17 protein-coding genes are annotated in these 19,620 nt (G+C 59.7%); 11 read left to right on the forward strand and 6 right to left on the reverse strand.

Annotated features, from left to right (window positions below; all coding sequences use genetic code 11):
* The 4 genes from D8U71_RS01510 to D8U71_RS01525 form a co-directional block, all read left to right on the forward strand.
* A partial coding sequence (locus D8U71_RS01510; RefSeq protein ID WP_277751616.1) for a helicase-related protein occupies positions 1–505 on the forward strand: 505 nt, incomplete at its 5' end.
* A 136-nt stretch (positions 506–641) separates the two neighbouring features.
* A complete protein-coding gene (locus tag D8U71_RS01515) occupies positions 642–1,595 on the forward strand; it encodes an ornithine cyclodeaminase family protein (protein ID WP_130887015.1) in 954 nt (317 codons plus the stop codon).
* 141 nt (positions 1,596–1,736) lie between these two features.
* Entirely contained in the window at positions 1,737–2,864 is a 1,128-nt protein-coding gene (locus tag D8U71_RS01520; protein ID WP_130887016.1) for an FAD-binding oxidoreductase, read from the forward strand.
* Positions 2,865–2,972: 108 nt separating this feature from the next.
* Positions 2,973–3,614 (forward strand): PAS domain-containing protein, encoded by a 642-nt coding sequence (locus tag D8U71_RS01525; protein WP_130887017.1) that lies wholly within the window; start codon positions 2,973–2,975, stop codon positions 3,612–3,614.
* Between the two features lie 101 nt (positions 3,615–3,715).
* Here D8U71_RS01525 and D8U71_RS01530 read toward each other — a convergent pair whose 3' ends face one another.
* From D8U71_RS01530 to D8U71_RS01555, 6 genes are all read right to left on the reverse strand, one after another.
* Positions 3,716–4,492: an ABC transporter substrate-binding protein gene (locus D8U71_RS01530; protein ID WP_110646409.1), complete on the reverse strand. Its 777-nt coding sequence runs from the start codon at positions 4,490–4,492 to the stop codon at positions 3,716–3,718.
* 263 nt (positions 4,493–4,755) lie between these two features.
* A complete protein-coding gene (gene moaE, locus D8U71_RS01535; RefSeq protein ID WP_016771590.1) occupies positions 4,756–5,208 on the reverse strand; it encodes a molybdopterin synthase catalytic subunit MoaE in 453 nt (150 codons plus the stop codon).
* 2 nt (positions 5,209–5,210) lie between these two features.
* Positions 5,211–5,453 (reverse strand): MoaD/ThiS family protein, encoded by a 243-nt coding sequence (locus D8U71_RS01540; RefSeq protein ID WP_016771591.1) that lies wholly within the window; start codon positions 5,451–5,453, stop codon positions 5,211–5,213.
* Positions 5,450–5,923: a cyclic pyranopterin monophosphate synthase MoaC gene (gene moaC / locus D8U71_RS01545; RefSeq protein ID WP_008080206.1), complete on the reverse strand. Its 474-nt coding sequence runs from the start codon at positions 5,921–5,923 to the stop codon at positions 5,450–5,452. The genes D8U71_RS01540 and moaC overlap by 4 nt, the downstream gene beginning before the upstream one ends.
* Before the next feature lie 240 nt (positions 5,924–6,163).
* Positions 6,164–7,558 carry a PhoH family protein gene (locus tag D8U71_RS01550; protein WP_024011685.1) on the reverse strand — a complete coding sequence of 465 codons (1,395 nt, stop codon included), beginning with the start codon at positions 7,556–7,558 and terminating at the stop codon, positions 6,164–6,166.
* A gap of 338 nt (positions 7,559–7,896) precedes the next feature.
* Positions 7,897–9,021, reverse strand: coding sequence for a polysaccharide deacetylase family protein (locus D8U71_RS01555; RefSeq protein ID WP_130887018.1), 1,125 nt, complete (start codon positions 9,019–9,021; stop codon positions 7,897–7,899).
* A gap of 326 nt (positions 9,022–9,347) precedes the next feature.
* Here D8U71_RS01555 and yaaA point away from each other — a divergent pair, with 326 nt between their 5' ends.
* The 7 genes from yaaA to algG all read left to right on the forward strand — a co-directional run bounded on the left by yaaA (position 9,348) and on the right by algG (position 19,612).
* On the forward strand, positions 9,348–10,127 hold the full coding sequence (gene yaaA / locus D8U71_RS01560) for a peroxide stress protein YaaA (protein WP_016771594.1): 780 nt from the start codon (positions 9,348–9,350) through the stop codon (positions 10,125–10,127).
* Positions 10,128–10,935: 808 nt separating this feature from the next.
* On the forward strand, positions 10,936–12,252 hold the full coding sequence (locus D8U71_RS01565; RefSeq protein ID WP_125927509.1) for a UDP-glucose/GDP-mannose dehydrogenase family protein: 1,317 nt from the start codon (positions 10,936–10,938) through the stop codon (positions 12,250–12,252).
* A gap of 79 nt (positions 12,253–12,331) precedes the next feature.
* On the forward strand, positions 12,332–13,813 hold the full coding sequence (gene alg8 / locus D8U71_RS01570; RefSeq protein WP_162098720.1) for a mannuronan synthase: 1,482 nt from the start codon (positions 12,332–12,334) through the stop codon (positions 13,811–13,813).
* Positions 13,814–13,848: 35 nt separating this feature from the next.
* Positions 13,849–15,018, forward strand: a complete 1,170-nt coding sequence (locus tag D8U71_RS01575) for an alginate biosynthesis protein Alg44 (RefSeq protein WP_024011680.1) — start codon at positions 13,849–13,851, stop codon at positions 15,016–15,018.
* Positions 15,019–15,027: 9 nt separating this feature from the next.
* Entirely contained in the window at positions 15,028–16,536 is a 1,509-nt protein-coding gene (algK, locus tag D8U71_RS01580; RefSeq protein WP_177434874.1) for an alginate biosynthesis TPR repeat lipoprotein AlgK, read from the forward strand.
* Positions 16,533–18,014: an alginate export family protein gene (locus tag D8U71_RS01585; RefSeq protein WP_123443471.1), complete on the forward strand. Its 1,482-nt coding sequence runs from the start codon at positions 16,533–16,535 to the stop codon at positions 18,012–18,014. The genes algK and D8U71_RS01585 overlap by 4 nt, the downstream gene beginning before the upstream one ends.
* A gap of 26 nt (positions 18,015–18,040) precedes the next feature.
* Entirely contained in the window at positions 18,041–19,612 is a 1,572-nt protein-coding gene (algG, locus tag D8U71_RS01590; protein WP_051600606.1) for a mannuronan 5-epimerase AlgG, read from the forward strand.
* Positions 19,613–19,620: the final 8 nt, after the last annotated feature.

Here is a 19,620-nt window from a genome sequence, read left to right on the forward strand (position 1 = left end):
CGTCGAGCAGCACATCTACGCCGTGGCCGCTGCCGACAAATACAAACTGCTCTACAACCTGGTCAACGACAACGGTTGGGAACGGGTAATCGTATTTGCCAACCGCAAGGATGAAGTGCGGCGCATTGAAGAACGCCTGGTGCGCGATGGCATCAACGCTGCGCAACTGGCCGGCGATGTGCCGCAACACAAGCGCATCAAGACTCTGGAAGGCTTCCGCGAAGGCAAGATTCGCGTACTGGTTGCTACCGATGTTGCCGGTCGCGGTATTCACATCGACGGCATCAGCCACGTGATCAACTTCACCCTGCCGGAAGTCCCGGACGACTACGTGCACCGCATCGGTCGTACCGGTCGCGCCGGTGCTGATGGGGTGTCCATCAGCTTTGCCGGTGAAGATGACTCCTACCAGCTACCGTCCATCGAGGCGCTGTTGGGCAAGAAAATCAGCTGTGAAACACCACCGACGCATCTGTTGCGGGCGGTTGAGCGCAAGCGTCCGTAACGGACAACGTGCAAAAAAGGCGCAGCCGGAAACGGACTGCGCTTTTTTTTCGTCCGGCTTTTTCGACAGGGCTTGCTCGTTAAAACAAAAAGTCCATAATAGACAAATTAGTTTACTTCCATGTCCGGAGCCGCCCATGTCCAGTACGCCTCATGTGATCACCCAAGCCCAGGCTCGCGATTTGCTGACACAGATCGACGTGCCGCAGATCATGCGCAAACTGTTTCGCGACCTGGCCGCCGGACAAGCCGTGCAACCGGCGCAGCATCTTGTGGAGTTTCCGAATGGCGCGGGCGACTTCATCAACTACTTGGGCGTGCTGGCGCAAGACGGTGTTTACGGCGTCAAGACGTCGCCCTACATCGTGCGCGAACAGGGGCCGTTGGTGACCGCCTGGACCCTGCTGATGTCGATGCAGACCGGTCAGCCGCTGCTGTTGTGTGATGCCGGCGAACTGACCACGGCGCGCACCGCCGCGACTACCGTGGTGGCGGTCGATGCACTTGCACCTTTGAACGTGACTCGCCTGGCGATCATCGGCAGCGGCAAGGTTGCTCAAGCGCACCTGCATTACGCGAAAAACCTGCGCGACTGGCAGAGTATCAGCCTGTACTCGCCAGGCCTGAGCGAAGATGCGCAAACCATGAGCCAGCTCAAGAGCATCGAACCTCGTCTGAAGATCGTCGACAGCCGCGAAACGGCTATCCAGGACGCGGATGTGATCATGCTCTGCACCTCATCGGCCGGCCCGGTGATCGACCCGTCAAACCTGAACAAACCGGCGCTGATCACCTCGATCAGCACCAATGCTCCTCGTGCCCACGAAGTGCCACCACAGAGCCTCAATGACATGCGGGTGTTCTGTGACTATCGCCTGACCACCCCAGGCTCGGCCGGTGAAATGCTGATCGCCGGCGAGCAGCATGGCTGGGACAAAAACGCGATCGTCGGCGACCTGGCGGATCTGCTCAGCGAGAAGGTGGCGCGTCCCGTTTACGACCGTCACGTGTTCTTCCGCTCGATTGGCCTGGGCCTTGAAGACATTGCGCTGGCCAATGCCATTTACCGTCTCACCCCTGACATCAGATAAACCCGTAGGAGCAAAGCTTGCTCGCGATGACGGCATGTCAGTCAACACTCATGTTGAATGTGCTGGCGTCATCGCGAGCAAGCTTTGCTCCTACAGGAGTTTTCAACCATTTCGGCAATTGCGCCCCTACAGGAGACGTTCATGAGCCAGGCAGACTTCATCATCATCGGCGGCGGAATTGCCGGCGCCTCCACGGGCTTCTGGCTGTCGCAGCACGGGCGAGTGGTGGTACTCGAGCGTGAATCCCATCCGGCCTATCACTCCACCGGACGTTCCGCTGCGCTGTACACCGCGGCTTACGGCACCCCACAGGTTCGTGCATTGACCCAGGCCAGCCGGGATTTTTTCGACAACCCGCCCAGCGGTTTCTGCGAGCACCCGCTGCTGACGCCGCGCGGTGAAATGACCGTGGACTTCACCGGTGATCCGGCCGAATTGAACAATCAATACCTGAGCGCCAAAGCCACGGTCCCGGAGATGCAATTGCTCAGCGCCGAGGAGGCCTGTGTACGCCTGCCGATCCTGCGCCGGGAAAAAGTCCACGGCGCCATCTACGACCCGACCGCCAGCGACATCGACACCGACGCCCTGCATCAGGGTTACTTGCGTGGCATCCGTCGCAATAACGGCGAAGTGCACACCGACACTGAAGTGCTCGGCCTGAGCCGTGATACCGACGGTGCCTGGCAGGTGCAAACCAACAGCCAGACTTTCAGCGCTCCCCTCATCATCAATGCTGCGGGCGCGTGGGCCGACAAGATCGGCACGCTAGCCGGTGCACAACCACTGGGCCTGCAACCGAAACGCCGGGCCGCGTTCATTTTCGCTGGCCCCGAGGGTGTGGATATCCATCATTGGCCGATGCTGGTCAGCCTCGACGAGTCCTTCTATATGAAACCCGACGCCGGGATGTTCCTCGGCTCGCCGGCCAACGCCGACCCGGTTGAACCCCACGACGTGCAGCCTGAAGAGCTGGACATCGCCATGGGCATCTACCAGATCGAAGAAGCCACCACCCTGACAATCCGCCGCCCGACCCGCACCTGGGCCGGCCTGCGCAGCTTCGTCAGTGATGGCGACTTGCTCTCGGGTTTCGATCCGCAGGTGCCGGGGCTGTTCTGGGTGGCGGCTCAAGGGGGTTATGGCATCCAGACCTCACCCGCGATGGGTCAGGCCAGTGCCGCGCTGGTCCGTGGTGAAGCCCTGCCCGAACAACTGACCCGCTTCGGTCTGAGCGCCGAAATGCTCTCCCTCGCTCGTCTGGGTTGATTCACCACCTCAGGTGACGCGCCGACATGATTGCGGCACACTTTCAGAGCTCCGTATTGCGGGGCGCTGAAGTTGCCCGGAGTTCTACTGTATGAAGAGCCGCACCCCATGAACGCCCCAGAAAATGACCCGGCCCTGAACGACTCGTCCCTGGATAACTTCCATGCGATCGCCGATGCCATCGCCACGTTGTTCTTTCCCCATGCCGAGGTGGTGCTGCACGACCTGCGCACGCAGAAGGTCGACTACATCGCCAACAACCTGTCCAAGCGCGAGATCGGCGACGACTCGTCGCTGGAAGACATGCTCAGCGAGGATGTCAGCGACAGGAACATCGGCCCGTACGAAAAGCTCAACTGGGACGGTCAGAAAATTCGCAGCCTGAGCACCGTGCTGCGCGACAGCGAAAGCCGTCCGCTGGCGGTGCTGTGCATCAACCTGAATATTTCCCTGTTCGAGAACGCCAAGGCGGCGCTGGACCTGTTCCTGTCACCGAGCAAACTGATTCCGCAGCCGGACTCACTGTTCCGTGATGACTGGCAGGAGCGCATCAACACCTTCCTCCACGCCTGGTTGCGCGAGCGGCAGTTGAGCCTGAATCTGCTGACCCGTGACCACAAACGCGAACTGGTGCTGGCGCTGCACGCCGAGGGCGCGTTCAAGGGCAAGAGCGCCTCGAACTACGTGGCGAATGTGCTGAACATGGGGCGGGCGACGGTGTACAAGCATTTGAAGGAATTGAAGGGCTGAAGATTTGCATCGCTAGCGCTGGCCTCTTCGCGAGCAGGCTCGCTCCCACATTTGGAATGCGTTACCCCTGTGGGAGCGAGCCTGCTCGCGAAAGCGCTTGATCAATCGCCGTAGATATCGGTCTTGAAATACTTCTCGGAAATCTTCTGATACTCGCCATTCGCGCGAATCCCGTCGATGGCGCTGTTCAACTGGCTGACCAGCTCACCGTTGCCCTTGCGCACGGCAATCCCCGCACCCTCGCCGACGTACTTCGGATCCTTCAGCTCCGGCCCGACAAACGCGTAACCCTTGCCGCGCGGCATCGACAGGAAGTCATTGAGCGGAATGGTGTCGGCAAAAATCGCATCAAGGCGCCCCGCCGCCAGGTCCATGTAGATTTCTTCGTTGTTGCTGTAGCGCTTGACGTTGATGCCCTTGGGTTCGAATACCTCGGTGGCGTAACGATCAGTGGTGGTCGCGCGCTGCACGCCGACGTTCTTGCCTTTGAGGCTGGCGTACTGATCATCGACCGTAGCGCCTTCCTTCATCACCAGACGCGAAGAAGTGAAATAGTACTTGTGGCTGAAATCCACCGACTTCTTGCGATCTTCGTTGATGGTCATCGACGACAGCGCCATGTCGATCTTCTTCACTTTCAGCGAAGGAATCAGCCCGTCGAACTCACCTTCAACCCACACGCACTTGACCTTCATCTGCGCACACAGGGCATTGCCGATGTCGTAGTCGAAACCGACGATTTCACCTTTATCGGTTTTCGACGCGAATGGCGGGTAGGCCGCTTCGATGCCGATGCGCAAGGTTTTCTCGGCGGCAAAGGTGCTGGCACAGGCCAGCAGGCTGAAGGCAAGGCCGGTGATGAGGGGGAGTTTCTTCATGTTCGTTCTCTCGCGGGTTGTTGTTGGTTTGGCGAAGAAGAGCAGCTACAAGCGGCAAGCTGATAGCTGCAAGACAGAAGCTTTTTTTGTACTTGGAAATCCATACTGGACTCTCAGGTACAAATCGTCAATCGGGTAGAGAAGGAAGGATTTTCGGTGTCGCAGATGATGACTTCGCGAGCAGGCTCGCTCCCACAGGGGAACGCATTCCAATTGTGGGAGCGAGCTTGCTCGCGAAGGCGTACTGAGGGGCGCTACAGGAATTACTTCTTCCAGCGATCGGCGGCGGCATGATCACTATCACGTCCTTCGACCCAACGTGGTCCATCGCTGGTATTTTCTTTCTTCCAGAACGGCGCGCGGGTTTTCAGGTAGTCCATGACGAAGGCGCAGGCATCGAACGCGGCCTGGCGATGGGCGCTGGCGGCGCCGACGAAGACGATCGGCTCGCCCGGTTCCAGCGCGCCAATGCGATGCAGCACTTCCAGTTTCAACAGCGGCCAGCGCTGCTCAGCTTCGACAGCGATCTTGCCGAGGGCTTTTTCGGTCATGCCCGGATAATGCTCGAGGAACATCCCGGCCACGTCGAGACCGTCGTTGAAATCGCGCACGTAACCGACAAAGCTCACCACCGCGCCAACGCCGACATTGGCCGCGTGCATCGCATTGACTTCAGCGCCCGGATCGAACGGCGTGGCCTGCACGCGAATCGCCATGTTCAGCCTCCGGTCACGGTGGGGAAAAACGCCACTTCGTCGCCATCGACCACCGGCTCATCGAGCTGGCAGAGGTCTTCGTTACGTGCGCACATCAGGTTCTGCTCGCTCAGCACTTCGGCGCCATCACGTTGTGCCAACAGTGCGCGAACGTCATCGACGGTAGCGAAATCGCCTTCAACCGCAACCGAATCCACGCCCAGCGCTTCACGGTAGCGGGCAAAAAACTTCACGGTCAGTTTCATGGCTGCTCCGCCTGGAAGTGGCCGCTCTTGCCGCCGACTTTCTCCAGCAGCCGCACGCTTTCGATGGTCATGCCACGGTCGACGGCTTTGCACATGTCGTAAATGGTCAGGGCGGCGACGCTGGCGGCGGTCAGCGCTTCCATCTCGACGCCGGTCTGCCCGGACAACTTGCAGCGGGCGACGATACGCACGCTGTCCTCACCCTCGGCGCTGAGTTCGACTTTGACGCCAGTCAGCATCAGCGGATGGCACAGGGGAATCAGATCGCTGGTTTTCTTCGCCGCCTGAATCCCGGCAATGCGCGCCACGGCGAACACATCGCCCTTGGGGTGGCCGCCGCTGACGATCATCTGCAGGGTTTCAGGGAGCATGCGCACCAGCGCTTGAGCGGTCGCTTCACGGAACGTCACGGCTTTTTCAGTGACGTCGACCATGTTGGCGCGACCTTGGGAATCGAGATGAGTCAGCACGGGATTACTCCTGATCAGGAGCGTGGATTGTAAACCTGTGGGTCAGATATCCGCATCACTGATTATGAAATCACCGTTGCCCCCTGTGGGAGCGAGCCTGCTCGCGAAAGCGGATTCAGATTCACTATAGATGTCGACTGATACACCGCATTCGCGAGCAGGCTCGCTCCCACAGGAGATATGCATTCATCCATAAAAAAACCGGGCGGCTTTAAGGGCCGCCCGGTCTTGTGGGAAGGGTTACAGATGCGATTCGGCGTATTCGGCCAGGATCGAGCGAGGCACCCCTTGCAAGGTGATGTGCACACCGTTGGGGAAATCCTTGAAGCGTTCGGTCAGGTAGGTCAGCCCGGAGCTGGTCGCGGACAGGTAAGGGGTGTCGATCTGCGCCAGGTTGCCCAGGCACACCACTTTGGAACCGGCGCCGGCACGGGTGATGATGGTTTTCATCTGGTGCGGCGTGAGGTTCTGGCATTCGTCGATCAGGATCAGGCTCTGCTGGAAGCTGCGACCGCGAATGTAGTTGAGCGATTTGAACTGCAACGGCACTTTGCTGAGGATGTAGTCGACGCTGCCATGGGTGTTTTCGTCATCCATGTGCAAGGCTTCGAGGTTGTCGGTGATGGCGCCCAGCCAAGGCTCCATTTTCTCCGCTTCGGTGCCGGGCAGGAAACCGATTTCCTGGTCCAGGCCCTGCACGCTGCGGGTGGCGATAATGCGGCGATAACGTTTGCTGACCATGGTCTGCTCGATCGCAGCGGCCAGCGCCAGAATGGTCTTACCGGAACCGGCGGCGCCAGACAGGTTGACCAGATGAATGTCCGGGTCAAGCAACGCATACAGGGCCAGACTCTGATAGATGTCGCGCGGCTTCAGGCCCCAGGCCTCCTGATGCAGCAGCGGTTCCTGGTGCAGGTCGAGGATCAGCAGGCGGTCTTCCTGGATTTCCTTGATCCAGCCGACAAAGCCCTGCTCGTCGATGATGAACTCGTTGATGTGCACGGCCGGCAGGTTGTCGATCAGTTGCACCTGATGCCAGGTGCGGCCGTGGTCCTGACGGGTTTCGACCTTGCTCACGCGGTCCCAGAAGGAGCCGGTCATGTTGTGGTAGCCGTTGGGCAGCAGGGACACGTCATCGACCAACTGGTCGGTGCTGTAGTCCTCGGCGTCGATGCCACAGGCGCGCGCCTTGAGGCGCATGTTGATGTCTTTGGTGACCAGCACCACCGGTTTTTGCGGATCGCGGGTATGCAGATCAATCAGTTGGTTGATGATTTTGTTGTCGTTCAGGTGCTCGGGCAGAATCAGGTTCGACTCGGCCTGTTTGCTCATCAGAATTGACAGCAAGCCTTTCGGCCCGCCCTTGCCGCGCTGGATCGGCACACCCAGTTCGACGTCCTCGGGGGACGCATCGCCCAGCGTCTTGTCGATCAGGCGGATCGCCTGACGGCATTCGGCGGCCACGCTGTGATGGCCGCTCTTGAGCTTGTCCAGCTCTTCCAGCACGGTCATCGGGATGGCGACGTGGTGTTCTTCGAAATTCAGCAGGGCATTTGGATCGTGAATCAATACGTTGGTATCGAGTACATACAGGATTGGCTGGTTGGAGGAAGGGCTGCGTCCGTGATCATCCATACTCGGTCACCTTTGTGGGAGCCATTCGACGCAATACCTTGACAGTGCTGCGCCTCGAGGTGACTGCCGAATTCATCCACGAGGGCCTGGATGAGCTGCACACAATAGGAGTCTGGGAAGACGCCACCTGTGTTGCAGGTTTCGGCGGTCTGTCTTCGTAATACTCCAAAACCGATGACATAAAAAAGCACTTTGACGGTTTTTTTAAGTTTATTTTGCAGAGTGACGAAAAGCCCTTGGCGGACTCCCCGTACCCCGCTAAAGTCGGAAGTCCGCCTGCATCGAATTCCTCCTGAAAATTACCCCAAGCCCAATGTTTCCGGGCTTTTTGTCGTTTCTCAACGAAACGCGTCCTGACAGTCTTCCCAGCCAATGCCGCTCTGCGCAGTCTGGGTGATCAGCCACGGCAGCGACGTCTTCACCGCATCCTGTTTCATGTTGAAATTGATCACCCCGTGCCGCCACAGCAGCATCAGGGTCAACACTCGCTGCGCGCTGGCCGGCCCCTTGAGCTTGCCGGCACCGTCCTGGGCATCGATGTCCCACAGTGCCACTTGCAGGCCCTGGCTATTGAAAAAACCTTGCGCGTCACTGCGGCGCTGGCCATCCGGCGGACGGAATAGCGGCACGTAGTTTTCCGGCAGTTTGTTCTTCACCAGATCGGCGCTGCGCCGTACCGAATCCTGCCAGTCCTGCCAATGGCTGTGGGAGCGGAACTCCCAGCCCTGCACGCCCACGCACTGCCGGGAGAAACTCGCCTGCAGACTGCTGACCGAACGGCCGGCGAGTCGTGCCTGAATATCCTTGCCCAGGACAAAGAATGTCCCGCTCAGGTTCGATTTGCGCAGGTACTCGGCCAGCCAGTCGGTGTTGTCCGGTTGCACGTTGGCGGCGCTGTCGAACGTCAGCAGAAACAGCCGGTCGTGCATGTCGTCGCCGTTGCGCTCGTAGTCGCCGAAACGATCGAATTCGTTACTGGTTTGCGGCGACAGCGCCGCCTTGCGCATCAGCTCGTCGAGGTACTGCAGATGGAAGATCCGGCTCGGCTCGGCCCATTTGGTGTAATAGCTGTCGTCGCTGACCACGAACTTGGCCGCCTGCTCGCGCAGGGTCGGCAGGTCTTCGACGAGGAAGCAGAACGAGGCGTCCTGATCGCAGCTTTGCTGGGCGTGGTTGTAGTTGGCGAGCAAGCGCTGCCAGAGGCGCTGGCGCAGCTGATTGACCGCATCGATATTGACCGTGCGCAGGCCCAGGCGCTGGGCCAGTGCCGCCTCGTCGATGGACTCGGTGCCGAGCAGGCCGCGAGCGAACATGAGGATTTCCGCCCGCGACGCGACGTCGAACAGGGTCGGATTGCTGAGCTGCTCCGGCCAGGTCGTGCGATCCAGCGTCGCCGCGTCGCCGGGCGCCGCCATGGCGCCGAAGCTCAGCAGCCACGCGGTGAATATAAGAACAATGCGCAAAGGGATGTCTCCATAACAAAACCCGCGCGGCACTATAGCTGATGTGCAAGATTCAAGGTCGTCACCCTCACCCCAGCCCTCTCCCAGAGGGAGAGGGAGCTGACCGAGCGGTTCTTTCGATATCCGTCTACCTGAGCTATCGAGTCGAACTCAAATTTGAATCCAGCGAACATCGGCCCCCTCTCCCTCTGGGAGAGGGCTGGGGTGAGGGTAAAATCCACCAACCGTCGCAAATCCCGGCACTTGCACCGACCTATAACCCCCATAGCTGGAGTCAACAAGAACAACCCCCTAGAATCGCCCCCACGATTAAAGGAGACGACTTCATGCTGATGGTGATTTCCCCCGCCAAGACCCTCGACTACGAAACACCGCCGGCGACCCAGCGCTTCACCCAGCCGCAGTACCTCGACCATTCCCAGGAATTGATCCAGCAGTTGCGCGAGCTGAGTCCGGCGCAGATCAGCGAGTTGATGCACGTGTCCGACAAGATCGGTGGCCTCAACGCCGCGCGTTTCGGCAGCTGGACACCCGCCTTCACCCCAGAGAACGCCAAGCAGGCGCTGCTCGCCTTCAAGGGTGATGTGTACACCGGCCTCGACGCGCAATCCTTCAGCGAGGCGCAATTCGATTACGCGCAAAAGCACCTGCGCATGCTCTCTGGCCTTTATGGCCTGCTGCGGCCGCTGGACCTGATGCAACCCTATCGCCTGGAAATGGGCACCAAACTGGCCAACGCCCGTGGCAAGGATCTGTATGCGTTCTGGGGCACGCGCATCAGCGAGTGGCTGAACGAAGCGCTGGCCGAGCAAGGCGATGACGTACTGCTCAACCTTGCATCCAACGAATACTTTTCCGCGGTCAAGCGCAGCGCGTTGAAGGCGCGGATCATCAACACCGAGTTCAAGGATCAGAAGAACGGTCAGTACAAGATCATCAGTTTCTACGCGAAGAAAGCGCGCGGTCTGATGAGCCGTTTTGTTATCCAGGAACGCATCAACGACCCGGCTCAGCTCAAGCAATTCGATGTACAGGGTTATCGCTACAGCGCCGAGCAGTCGAAACCCGACAATCTGGTGTTTTTGCGCGACCACGCCCCGGAATAAAGCATGCCCTTTGCACGACTCTTTTCGTCAGGAGTCGTGCAGTCCGCCCGAAGTCAAAATCCCCCCGCGACATATCGCCAAATTCATGGCGCCAATAAAACCACACTCTATTTTCTAATTTTAGTTTCACTCGACACTGAAGTTTTTTTTCAGTAGTGGCACCTAAATTTTTTACCCGTAGTGGCACAAAACTATCGGCCCCGGTTTCGCCCCGATAATTAAAGGGCGAAATCGTTAGTGCTATCAATTTGCACCCAGTGCCATCTTCATCAATATTTCAAAAAATTTCGGCTGGCACGATGAGCGGGCTGGAACTATGTCCAAATGCGTTGCTCATACCACCGGTAACGATTCTCGCCGAGTTTGTACGAGATAACTTACGCAGAGCTGATAGCCATGTAACCAAGTTATCACAGCAACTTGCCTGAGTGACTAACTAGTCTCAAAACAATCGAAGGACAGGAGATACGCACCATTAATATCCCCTACAAAGGCCAAGGCCGCGCCCCTATAAACGTGCTCGCCTGAGCACCTAACTGCTTGATTTACCGGCTCCCTACCGGACGTCGAGCAGGCTACACGACTGCACTAGAGTCTTCCCGCACGGAAGATCGGCTGCATAACAGGGCAAGTCATAACAACAAGGCCTAGTTGCGCACATCTTGAGTGCACTTATTAGACACTCGGAACTTTGTATGCCTGCACACGGCATTGTTGCGCCTGTAAGCCGCACTTCCGAGTGCACTAGTGACCGCTGAACACCATTAACTCCGGCCTCTAAGGCCTGATATATACAGAGGTAATTGCGATGCGCATCAGCATATTTGGTTTGGGTTACGTTGGCGCAGTATGTGCCGGTTGCCTGTCTGCACGGGGCCATGACGTAGTTGGCGTCGATGTTGCCAAAGACAAGATCGACATGATTAACGCCGGCAAATCGCCGATTGTAGAACCGGGCTTGGGCGAACTGCTGCAACAGGGAGTCCAGACCGCTCGTCTGCGCGGTACGACCAACTTCGCCGAGGCGATTCGTGATACCGACCTGTCGATGATCTGCGTCGGCACGCCGAGCAAAAAGAACGGCGACCTGGAACTGAACTACATCGAGGCCGTGTGCCGCGAGATCGGTTTTGTCCTGCGTGAAAAAACCACCCGTCACACCATCGTCGTGCGCAGCACCGTGTTGCCAGGCACCGTGGCCAACGTGGTCATCCCGATTCTGGAAGACTGCTCGGGCAAGAAGGCTGGCGTCGATTTTGGCGTAGCGGTCAACCCGGAATTCCTCCGCGAATCCACCGCCATTGCCGACTACGATCACCCACCGATGACCGTAATCGGCGAGTTCGATACCGCCTCGGGCGACGTTCTGCAATCGCTGTACGAAGAACTCGACGCACCGATCATCCGCAAGGACATCGCCGTTGCCGAGATGATCAAGTACACCTGCAACGTCTGGCACGCGACCAAAGTGACCTTCGCCAACGAGATCGGCAACATCGCCAAAGCGGTCGGCGTCGATGGTCGTGAAGTGATGGACGTAGTCTGCCAGGACAAGACCCTGAACCTGTCCCAGTACTACATGCGCCCGGGCTTCGCCTTCGGCGGTTCGTGCCTACCCAAAGACGTACGTGCGCTGACCTACCGCGCCGGTTCCCTGGACGTCGAGGCGCCGCTGCTCAACTCGCTGATGCGCAGTAACGAATCGCAAGTGCAGAACGCTTTCGACATCGTTGAAAGCCATGAAAAACGCAAAGTCGCCCTGCTCGGTCTGAGCTTCAAGGCCGGCACCGACGACCTGCGCGAAAGCCCGCTGGTCGAACTGGCGGAAATGCTGATCGGCAAGGGTTACGACCTGAGCATCTACGACAGCAACGTCGAATACGCCCGTGTCCACGGTGCGAACAAGGACTACATCGAATCGAAGATTCCGCACGTATCGTCCCTGCTCAACTCCGACTTCGACTCGGTGATCGACAACTCCGACGTGATCATCCTCGGCAACCGCGACGAGAAATTCCGTTCGCTGGCCCAGGAAGCGCCGCACGGCAAGCAAGTCATCGACCTGGTGGGCTTCATGTCCAAGCCCACCAGCGCCGGTAGCCGCACCGAAGGCATTTGCTGGTAAGGCAAGCCTCAAGCTTCAAGCCGCAAGCAAAGGCAACACGCTTGCGGCTTGAAGCCTCCATCACCTTCGGATGACGGTTATGACCAAGCTCAAACATTTTTTTCTGCAATCAGCCGGCTGGCTTTTTTATCTCAGTCTGCTGATGGGCCTGGCCTTGATGCTGCCCACGTCCACATTCGACTCCGAGTCCAAGGACTTCATTTTCCTGATTGGCGCCGTGGGTATCTGGCGCTACTCGATGGGTGCAACGCACTTTGTGCGCGGCATGATTTTTCTCTACATCGTTTACCCGCACTTGCGTCGCAAAGTACGCAAGCTGGGTAAAGCGGCCGATCCGTCGCATGTGTTTCTGATGGTCACCAGCTTTCGTATTGACGCGCTGACCACCGCGCAGGTCTACAGCTCGGTGATCCGCGAAGCCATCGACTGCGAACTGCCGACCACCATTGTCTGCTCGATCGTGGAAATGTCCGACGAGCTGCTGGTCAAGGCGCTGTGGGCGCGGATGAATCCGCCTGAGCGGGTCAAGCTCGACTTCGTGCGTATTCCCGGTACCGGCAAGCGCGATGGTCTGGCCTTCGGTTTCCGCGCGATCTCCCGTCACCTGCCGGACGACCGTGCCGTGGTGGCCGTGATCGACGGCGACACCGTGCTCGGCGAAGGCGTCGTGCGCAAGACCGTGCCGTGGTTCCAGCTGTTCGGCAATGTCGGCGGCCTGACCACCAACGAGTTCTGCGAAGTGCGCGGCGGCTACATCATGAGCGAATGGCACAAGCTGCGTTTCGCCCAGCGCCACATCAACATGTGCTCGATGGCCCTGTCCAAGCGCGTACTGACCATGACCGGTCGGATGTCGGTGTTCAAAGCCTCCGTGGTGACCAATCCGGAATTCATCGCCGACGTTGAAAGCGACTCGCTGCAACACTGGCGTCTGGGCCGCTTCAAGTTCCTGACCGGCGACGACAAGTCGAGCTGGTTCAGCCTGATGCGCCTGGGTTACGACACCTTCTACGTGCCGGACGCCGCGATCAACACCGTTGAGCATCCGCCGGAAAAGAGCTTCATCAAGGCCAGCCGCAAGCTGATGTTCCGCTGGTACGGCAACAACCTGCGCCAGAACTCCCGTGCACTGGGTCTGGGTATCCGTCGCCTCGGCGCGTTCACCTCGGTGGTGCTGTTCGACCAGCGCGTGTCGATGTGGACTTCGCTGCTCGGCCTGACCGTCGCACTGATCGCCAGCTTCAAGTACGGCACCGCATTCATCCTCGTGTACCTGCTGTGGATCGGCATCACCCGCCTGATCCTGACGCTGTTGCTGTCGTGTTCCGGCCACCGCATCGGCCCTGCTTACCCGGCGATTCTGTATTACAACCAGATCGTTGGCGCCTTGGTGAAGATCTACGTGTTCTTCCGCCTCGACCAACAATCCTGGACTCGCCAGCCCACATCCCTGACCCGTGATCTCGCCAGCTTTCAACGTTGGTTCAACACCTGGTCGTCTCGGACCATGACCTTCTCCGCCGGCAGCATTTTTGTCGCCGTGCTGCTGATGATGGTCTGACCCGCTCCTATTGAATTAACAAGGAAATCGCCCCTATGAATACCGCCGTCAACGTCAACGTAGTGCATGAATCCGAAGCCCAGCGCCAGCACGCTCGCGTGAAAATCCCGGCCAAGCTGCGTTTCTTCGGCCCTGACCGGACGCCGCTCGAAGCGCGGGTCCTCGATCTGTCGGCTGGCGGACTGGCGTTCAACGCCGGGCAGATGCCGCTGACCATCGGCGAGGTGTACAAGGCGCGTCTGCAATTTGTCATCGACAACCTCGGCCTGGCCATGGACGTTGAACTGCAGGTGCGTTCTTTCGATCGCGCCACCGGCCGCGCCGGCTGCCAGTTCCAGAACCTCGAACCGCAGGACATTTCCACCCTGCGCCACCTGATCACTTCGCACCTGGCCGGCGACATCGTCAGCATCGGCGAAGTGCTGGCGACCCTGCAGCGCGACAACTTCACCAAGGCGCGCAAGAACAAGACCAACGACACCGGCATGACCCCGTTCGGCCGCCTGAAAGCCGTGACCTTCAGCGCCGGTATTTTCGCCGTTGGCCTGGTCGCTGCCGGCTTCATCTTCAAGTCGGTGTACGGCATGTACTTCGTCAGCCACGCCCAGGCCGGTCTGGTCAGCGTGCCGGGGATGAACATCACCATGCCGCGTGACGGCACCGTGCAGAGCCTGGTCAAGTCCGACGGCGTTGCCGCCAAAGGCGCACCGCTGGCGACCTTCAGCACCAGCATGCTCGACGTACTCAAGGGCCATCTGGCCGAAGACCAACTGGCCCCGGCCAAAGTTGAAGAACTGTTCGGCAAGCAAATGACCGGCACCCTGACCTCGCCGTGCGATTGCACCGTGGCCCAGCAACTGGTGGCTGACGGTCAGTACGCGAGCAAGGGCGACGTGATCTTCCAATTGGTGCCGCGCAACACCCAGGCCAACGTTGAAGCACGCTTCTCCTATCGCCAGTTCGGCGACGTGCGTCCGGGCACACCGGTGAGCTTCCAGATCGCCGGCGAAGACAAGACCCGCACCGGCAAGATCGTCAGCAGCACCAGCCTGAAGAGCGCCGACCTGTCCTCCGACATCCGCGTACAGATCCAGCCTGACGAGCCGCTCGACAGCAGCCTGGCCGGCCGCCCGGTGGAAGTGAACAGCGACCGTGGCCCGAACCTGAACTGGCTGATCGACAAAGCCATGGCTGCCGGTCTTTAAGTCGAGGACATGCCTGTGACTACGCATAACTTGAACACACCGCCGACCCTGGGGGAGCGAGCCTGCTCGCGAAAGGGCCAGCGCGGTTTGTCTGAAGTACCGAGTCGACTGCTTCGCGAGCAGGCTCGCTCCCACATGGGATTGATGGTGTGCTCGCTGGCACTAGCAGTTTCTCTAGCCGGTTGCGCCGGGCTGCCCGATCAGCGTCTGGCCAACGAAGCGCTCAAGCGTGGCGACACCGCCACCGCTGCGCAGAATTACCAGCAACTGGCCGATCTGGGTTACAGCGAGGCGCAAGTAGGCCTGGCTGATATCCAGGTCGACAGCCGCGACCCGGCGCAGATGAAACAGGCCGAAGCGACTTACCGCGCAGCGGCCAGCGTGTCGCCGCGTGCCCAGGCACGTCTGGGTCGTCTGCTGGTGGCCAAGCCGGGCTCCACCGAAGCCGAGCACCACGAAGCCGAAACCCTGCTGAAAAAAGCCGCCGCCAATGGCGAAGGCAACACGTTGATCCCGCTGGCGATGCTGTATCTGCAATACCCGCACAGCTTCCCCAACATCAACGCGCAGCAGCAGATCGATCAGTGGCGCAAGTCGGGCTACCCGGAAGCGGGTCTGGCGCAGGTGCTGCTGTATCGCACCCAGGGCACTTACGACCAGCATCTGGATGACGTGGAAAAGATCTGCAAGGCCGCGCTCAACACCACTGACATCTGCTACGTCGAACTGGCTACCGTTTACCAGAAACGTGGCCAGCCGGAGCAACAGGCCGAGCTGATCAAGCAGATGCAGGCCGGTTACAGCCGTGGCACCGTCACCGCGCAGCGTGTCGACTCCGTAGCCCGCGTGCTGGCCGATTCGACCCTGGGCAAGACTGACGAAAAAACCGCGCAGGCGCTGCTCGAGCCGATCGCTCCGGGCTACCCGGCATCGTGGGTCACCCTCGCCCAACTGCTTTACGACTTCCCCGAACTGGGCGACGTCGACCAGATGATGAAGTACCTGGACAACGGTCGCGCCGCCGACCAGCCGCGCGCCGAACTGTTGCTGGGCAAGGTCTACTACGAAGGCAAAATGGTCCCGGCTGACGCGAAAGTCGCCGAGGAACATTTCCAGAAAGCCGTCGGCCGCGAAGTCGCTGCCGATTACTACCTCGGCCAGATCTACCGTCGTGGCTACCTGGGCAAGGTCTATCCGCAGAAAGCTCTCGACCATCTGCTGACCGCTGCGCGCAACGGCCAGAACAGTGCCGACTTCGCCATCGCCCAGTTGTTCTCGCAAGGCAAGGGCACCAAGCCCGACCCGCTGAACGCTTACGTGTTCAGCCAATTGGCCAAGGCGCAGAACACCCCGCAAGCCGATGAACTGGCAGCGACCCTCGAGGCGCAATTGCCGCCCGAGCGCCTGCCCGAAGCCCGCCGCCTGTTGCAACAGGAACAGGCCAGCCGTGGCGCCCTGAATTCGAACACGCTGCAACTGCACGCCCTGCAAGAAGAAGACGGCGAGGAAAAACTATGAAGCTGAACCCATTCGTGAAGGCCGGTATTGGCCTCACCTTCGCGCTGCTCTGGTCTTGCCCGACACTGGCTGCGATGACTGAAAGCAAGAACTTCGGTCTGGAAGTGAAACTCACCGGCCAGTCCGAAGACGACCGTGACCTCGGCACTGCCGGCGGCGGCGATGTCAACGGCGTGGGCCTCGACCTGCGTCCATGGATCTACGGCGAAAGCGGCGCGTGGAGCGCCTATGCGATGGGGCAGGCGGTGACCTCGACCGACATCATCGAGACCGACACCCTGCAACAATCGGACGGCGAACAGACCACCGACAGCGGCGATCGCGAAACCAAGAAAAACTACCTGGCGATGCGCGAGTTCTGGGTCGGCTACAGCGGCTTCACGCCCTACCCTGGCGAGATCCTCAAGTTCGGTCGTCAGCGTCTGCGCAATGACGACGGCCAATGGCGCGACACCAACATCGAAGCGCTGAACTGGACCTTCGACACCACCCTGCTGCGGGCCAACGCCGGTGTTGCCGAGCGTTTCAGCGAATACCGCACTGACCTGAAAGAGCTGGCACCGAAAGACAAGGATCGCCTGCACGCCTACGCCGACGCTGCTTACCAGTGGACGCCGGGCCAGTGGGTCGGCATTCGCGGCCACCACAGTCACGATGACGGCAAACTCGATTACGCCGAGCCGGGCGTCCCGCGCGATTCGCTGGACAAGACCGAGAACGGCGACATCAGCTGGATCGGCCTGACTGCCGACAGCGACGCCTACAACTGGCGCAACACCAACACCGTCAACTACTGGGGCAGCATCACCGGCATGAGCGGCGACCGCGACACGGTCAATGCGCTGAACGCCGACGGCACGCGCCCGACACAAGCCAAGCGCAGCGATGACATCAGCGGCTGGGCAGCCGACGTCGGCGTACGTCTGCGCCTCGATCCGCAGTGGCAAGTCGGCGGTGCCTACGCCCGCGCCAGTGCCGATTACGAGCAGAACGGTCTGGAGAGCAACCGCTCCAACTACACCGGTACCCGCTCGCGCGTGCACCGTTTCGGCGAAGCGTTCCGTGGCGAAATGAACAATATGCAGACCGCCACCCTGTTCGGTTCGTGGATGGTCAACGACGAGTACGACGCCAGCCTGATCTACCACAAGTTCTGGCGTGTCGACGGCAACAAGCCGGTCGGCAGCAACGGCATCAATGCGGTGGAAAACAACACCGACGACGTCACCGGCGCAATCCTCTCCAGCACATCCTTGCCGCTTGAAGATGGCAACAAGGACCTGGGTCAGGAAATGGACCTGGTCGTCACCAAGTACTTCAAGCAAGGCCTGTTGCCGGCGGCGTTGAGCCAGTCGATCGACGAGCCTTCGGCACTGGTGCGTTTCCGTGGCGGTGTATTCAAACCGGGCGATGCCTACGGCAGCCAGGTTGATTCCTACATGCACCGCGCATTCATTGACGTGATCTGGCGCTTCTGATGCAAACCGCCAAGGGAGTGCCCGACATGATCAGCACCAGAACAGGCTCACTCAGCCTGCTGGCCGGCGCGATGCTGCTGGCCAGCGCCGGCGCCTTCGCCAATGTTGAACCGGCGAAACCTGCGACCGTGGCCAAAGAACTGCAACAGGCCAAGACCTACACCGTCAGCAGCGCGCCGACCGACGCACTGAAACTGGCCAAGCCGACACTGCCCGACCTCTCCGGCTTCACCGCCGAAGCCGCTGCCGCGAAGATCGTGCGCAGCAAGCCGGGCAAGATCAGCGTGCGCCGGATGATGCAGGAAAACGCCCTGAAGGACTTCATCGGCGGCGATAACAAGATGGCCGAATGGGTGGTGCGTCAGCACGGCATCCCGCAGGCCATCTTCATCGACGACGGCTACATGAACCTCAAGGATCTGGCGAAAAAACTGCCCAAGCAGTATTTCAGCGAGACGTCCCCGGGCGTGTACCTGGCCAAATTGCCGATCGTGGTCGGCGAGAAAGGCATCCTCGAAATCGATGGTCAGACCCAGGAACTGCGCCTGTCCCAAGAGGCCGGTTCGTTCCTGGTCAACGACGGCAAACTGTTTGTGCGTGACACCAAAGTCACCGGCTGGCGCGAGAAGGACAACGGCCCGGCGACCTTCCGTTCGCCGAAGGAATTCCGTCCGTTCCTGCTCGCCTGGGGCGGCACCGAGACCTACATCGTCAACAGCAAGATGGCCAGTTTCGGTTACGCCAACAGTAAGTCGTACGGGGTGAGTATTTCCCAGTACACGCCGAACATGGCCAAAGTCCTCAAGCGCCCGGAACCGACCGGCTGGATCGTCGGCTCCGAGTTCTCGGACATGTGGTACGGCTTCTACTGCTACGAAACCAGCGACTTTGTGGTCAAGGGCAACACCTACAAAGACAACATCGTCTACGGCATCGACCCGCATGACCGCTCGCACCGTCTGATCATTGCCGAGAACACCGTTCACGGCACGAAGAAGAAGCACGGGATCATTATTTCCCGTGAGGTCAACGACAGCTTCATCTTCAACAACAAGAGTTTCGACAACAAGTTGTCGGGCCTGGTGATCGACCGTAACAGCGTCAACAACATCATTGCCTACAACGAGATCTACAAGAACCACACCGACGGCATCACGCTCTACGAGTCTGCCGACAACCTGCTGTGGGGCAACAAGGTCATCAGCAATACCCGTCACGGCATTCGTATCCGTAACAGCGTGAACATCCGCCTCTACGAAAATGTTGCCATGACCAACGGCCTGACCGGTATCTACGGCCACATCAAGGACCTGACCGACACCGACCGTGACATCAAGCTCGACCCGTTCGACGCGCAGGTCTCGCTGATCGTCGTCGGCGGCGAGCTGGCGGCCAATGGCAGCGGCCCGCTGTCGATCGACTCGCCGCTGAGTGTCGAGCTGTATCGCGTGTCGATGCTGGCGCCGACCAAGTCCAGCGGGATCAGCTTCAACGGCATCCTCGGCGAGCGCCAGGATGAAATTCTCGATCTGTTGGTGCGCCAGCAGAAAGCCGTGCTGATCGACCCTGTCGAACGCCAGACCGAATTGCAGGACTGAGGATAATT

Origin of the sequence: Pseudomonas sp. Sample_21, from assembly GCF_004307525.1 — a bacterium.
In the GTDB taxonomy this organism is placed as follows: Bacteria; Pseudomonadota; Gammaproteobacteria; order Pseudomonadales; family Pseudomonadaceae; genus Aquipseudomonas; species Aquipseudomonas atacamensis.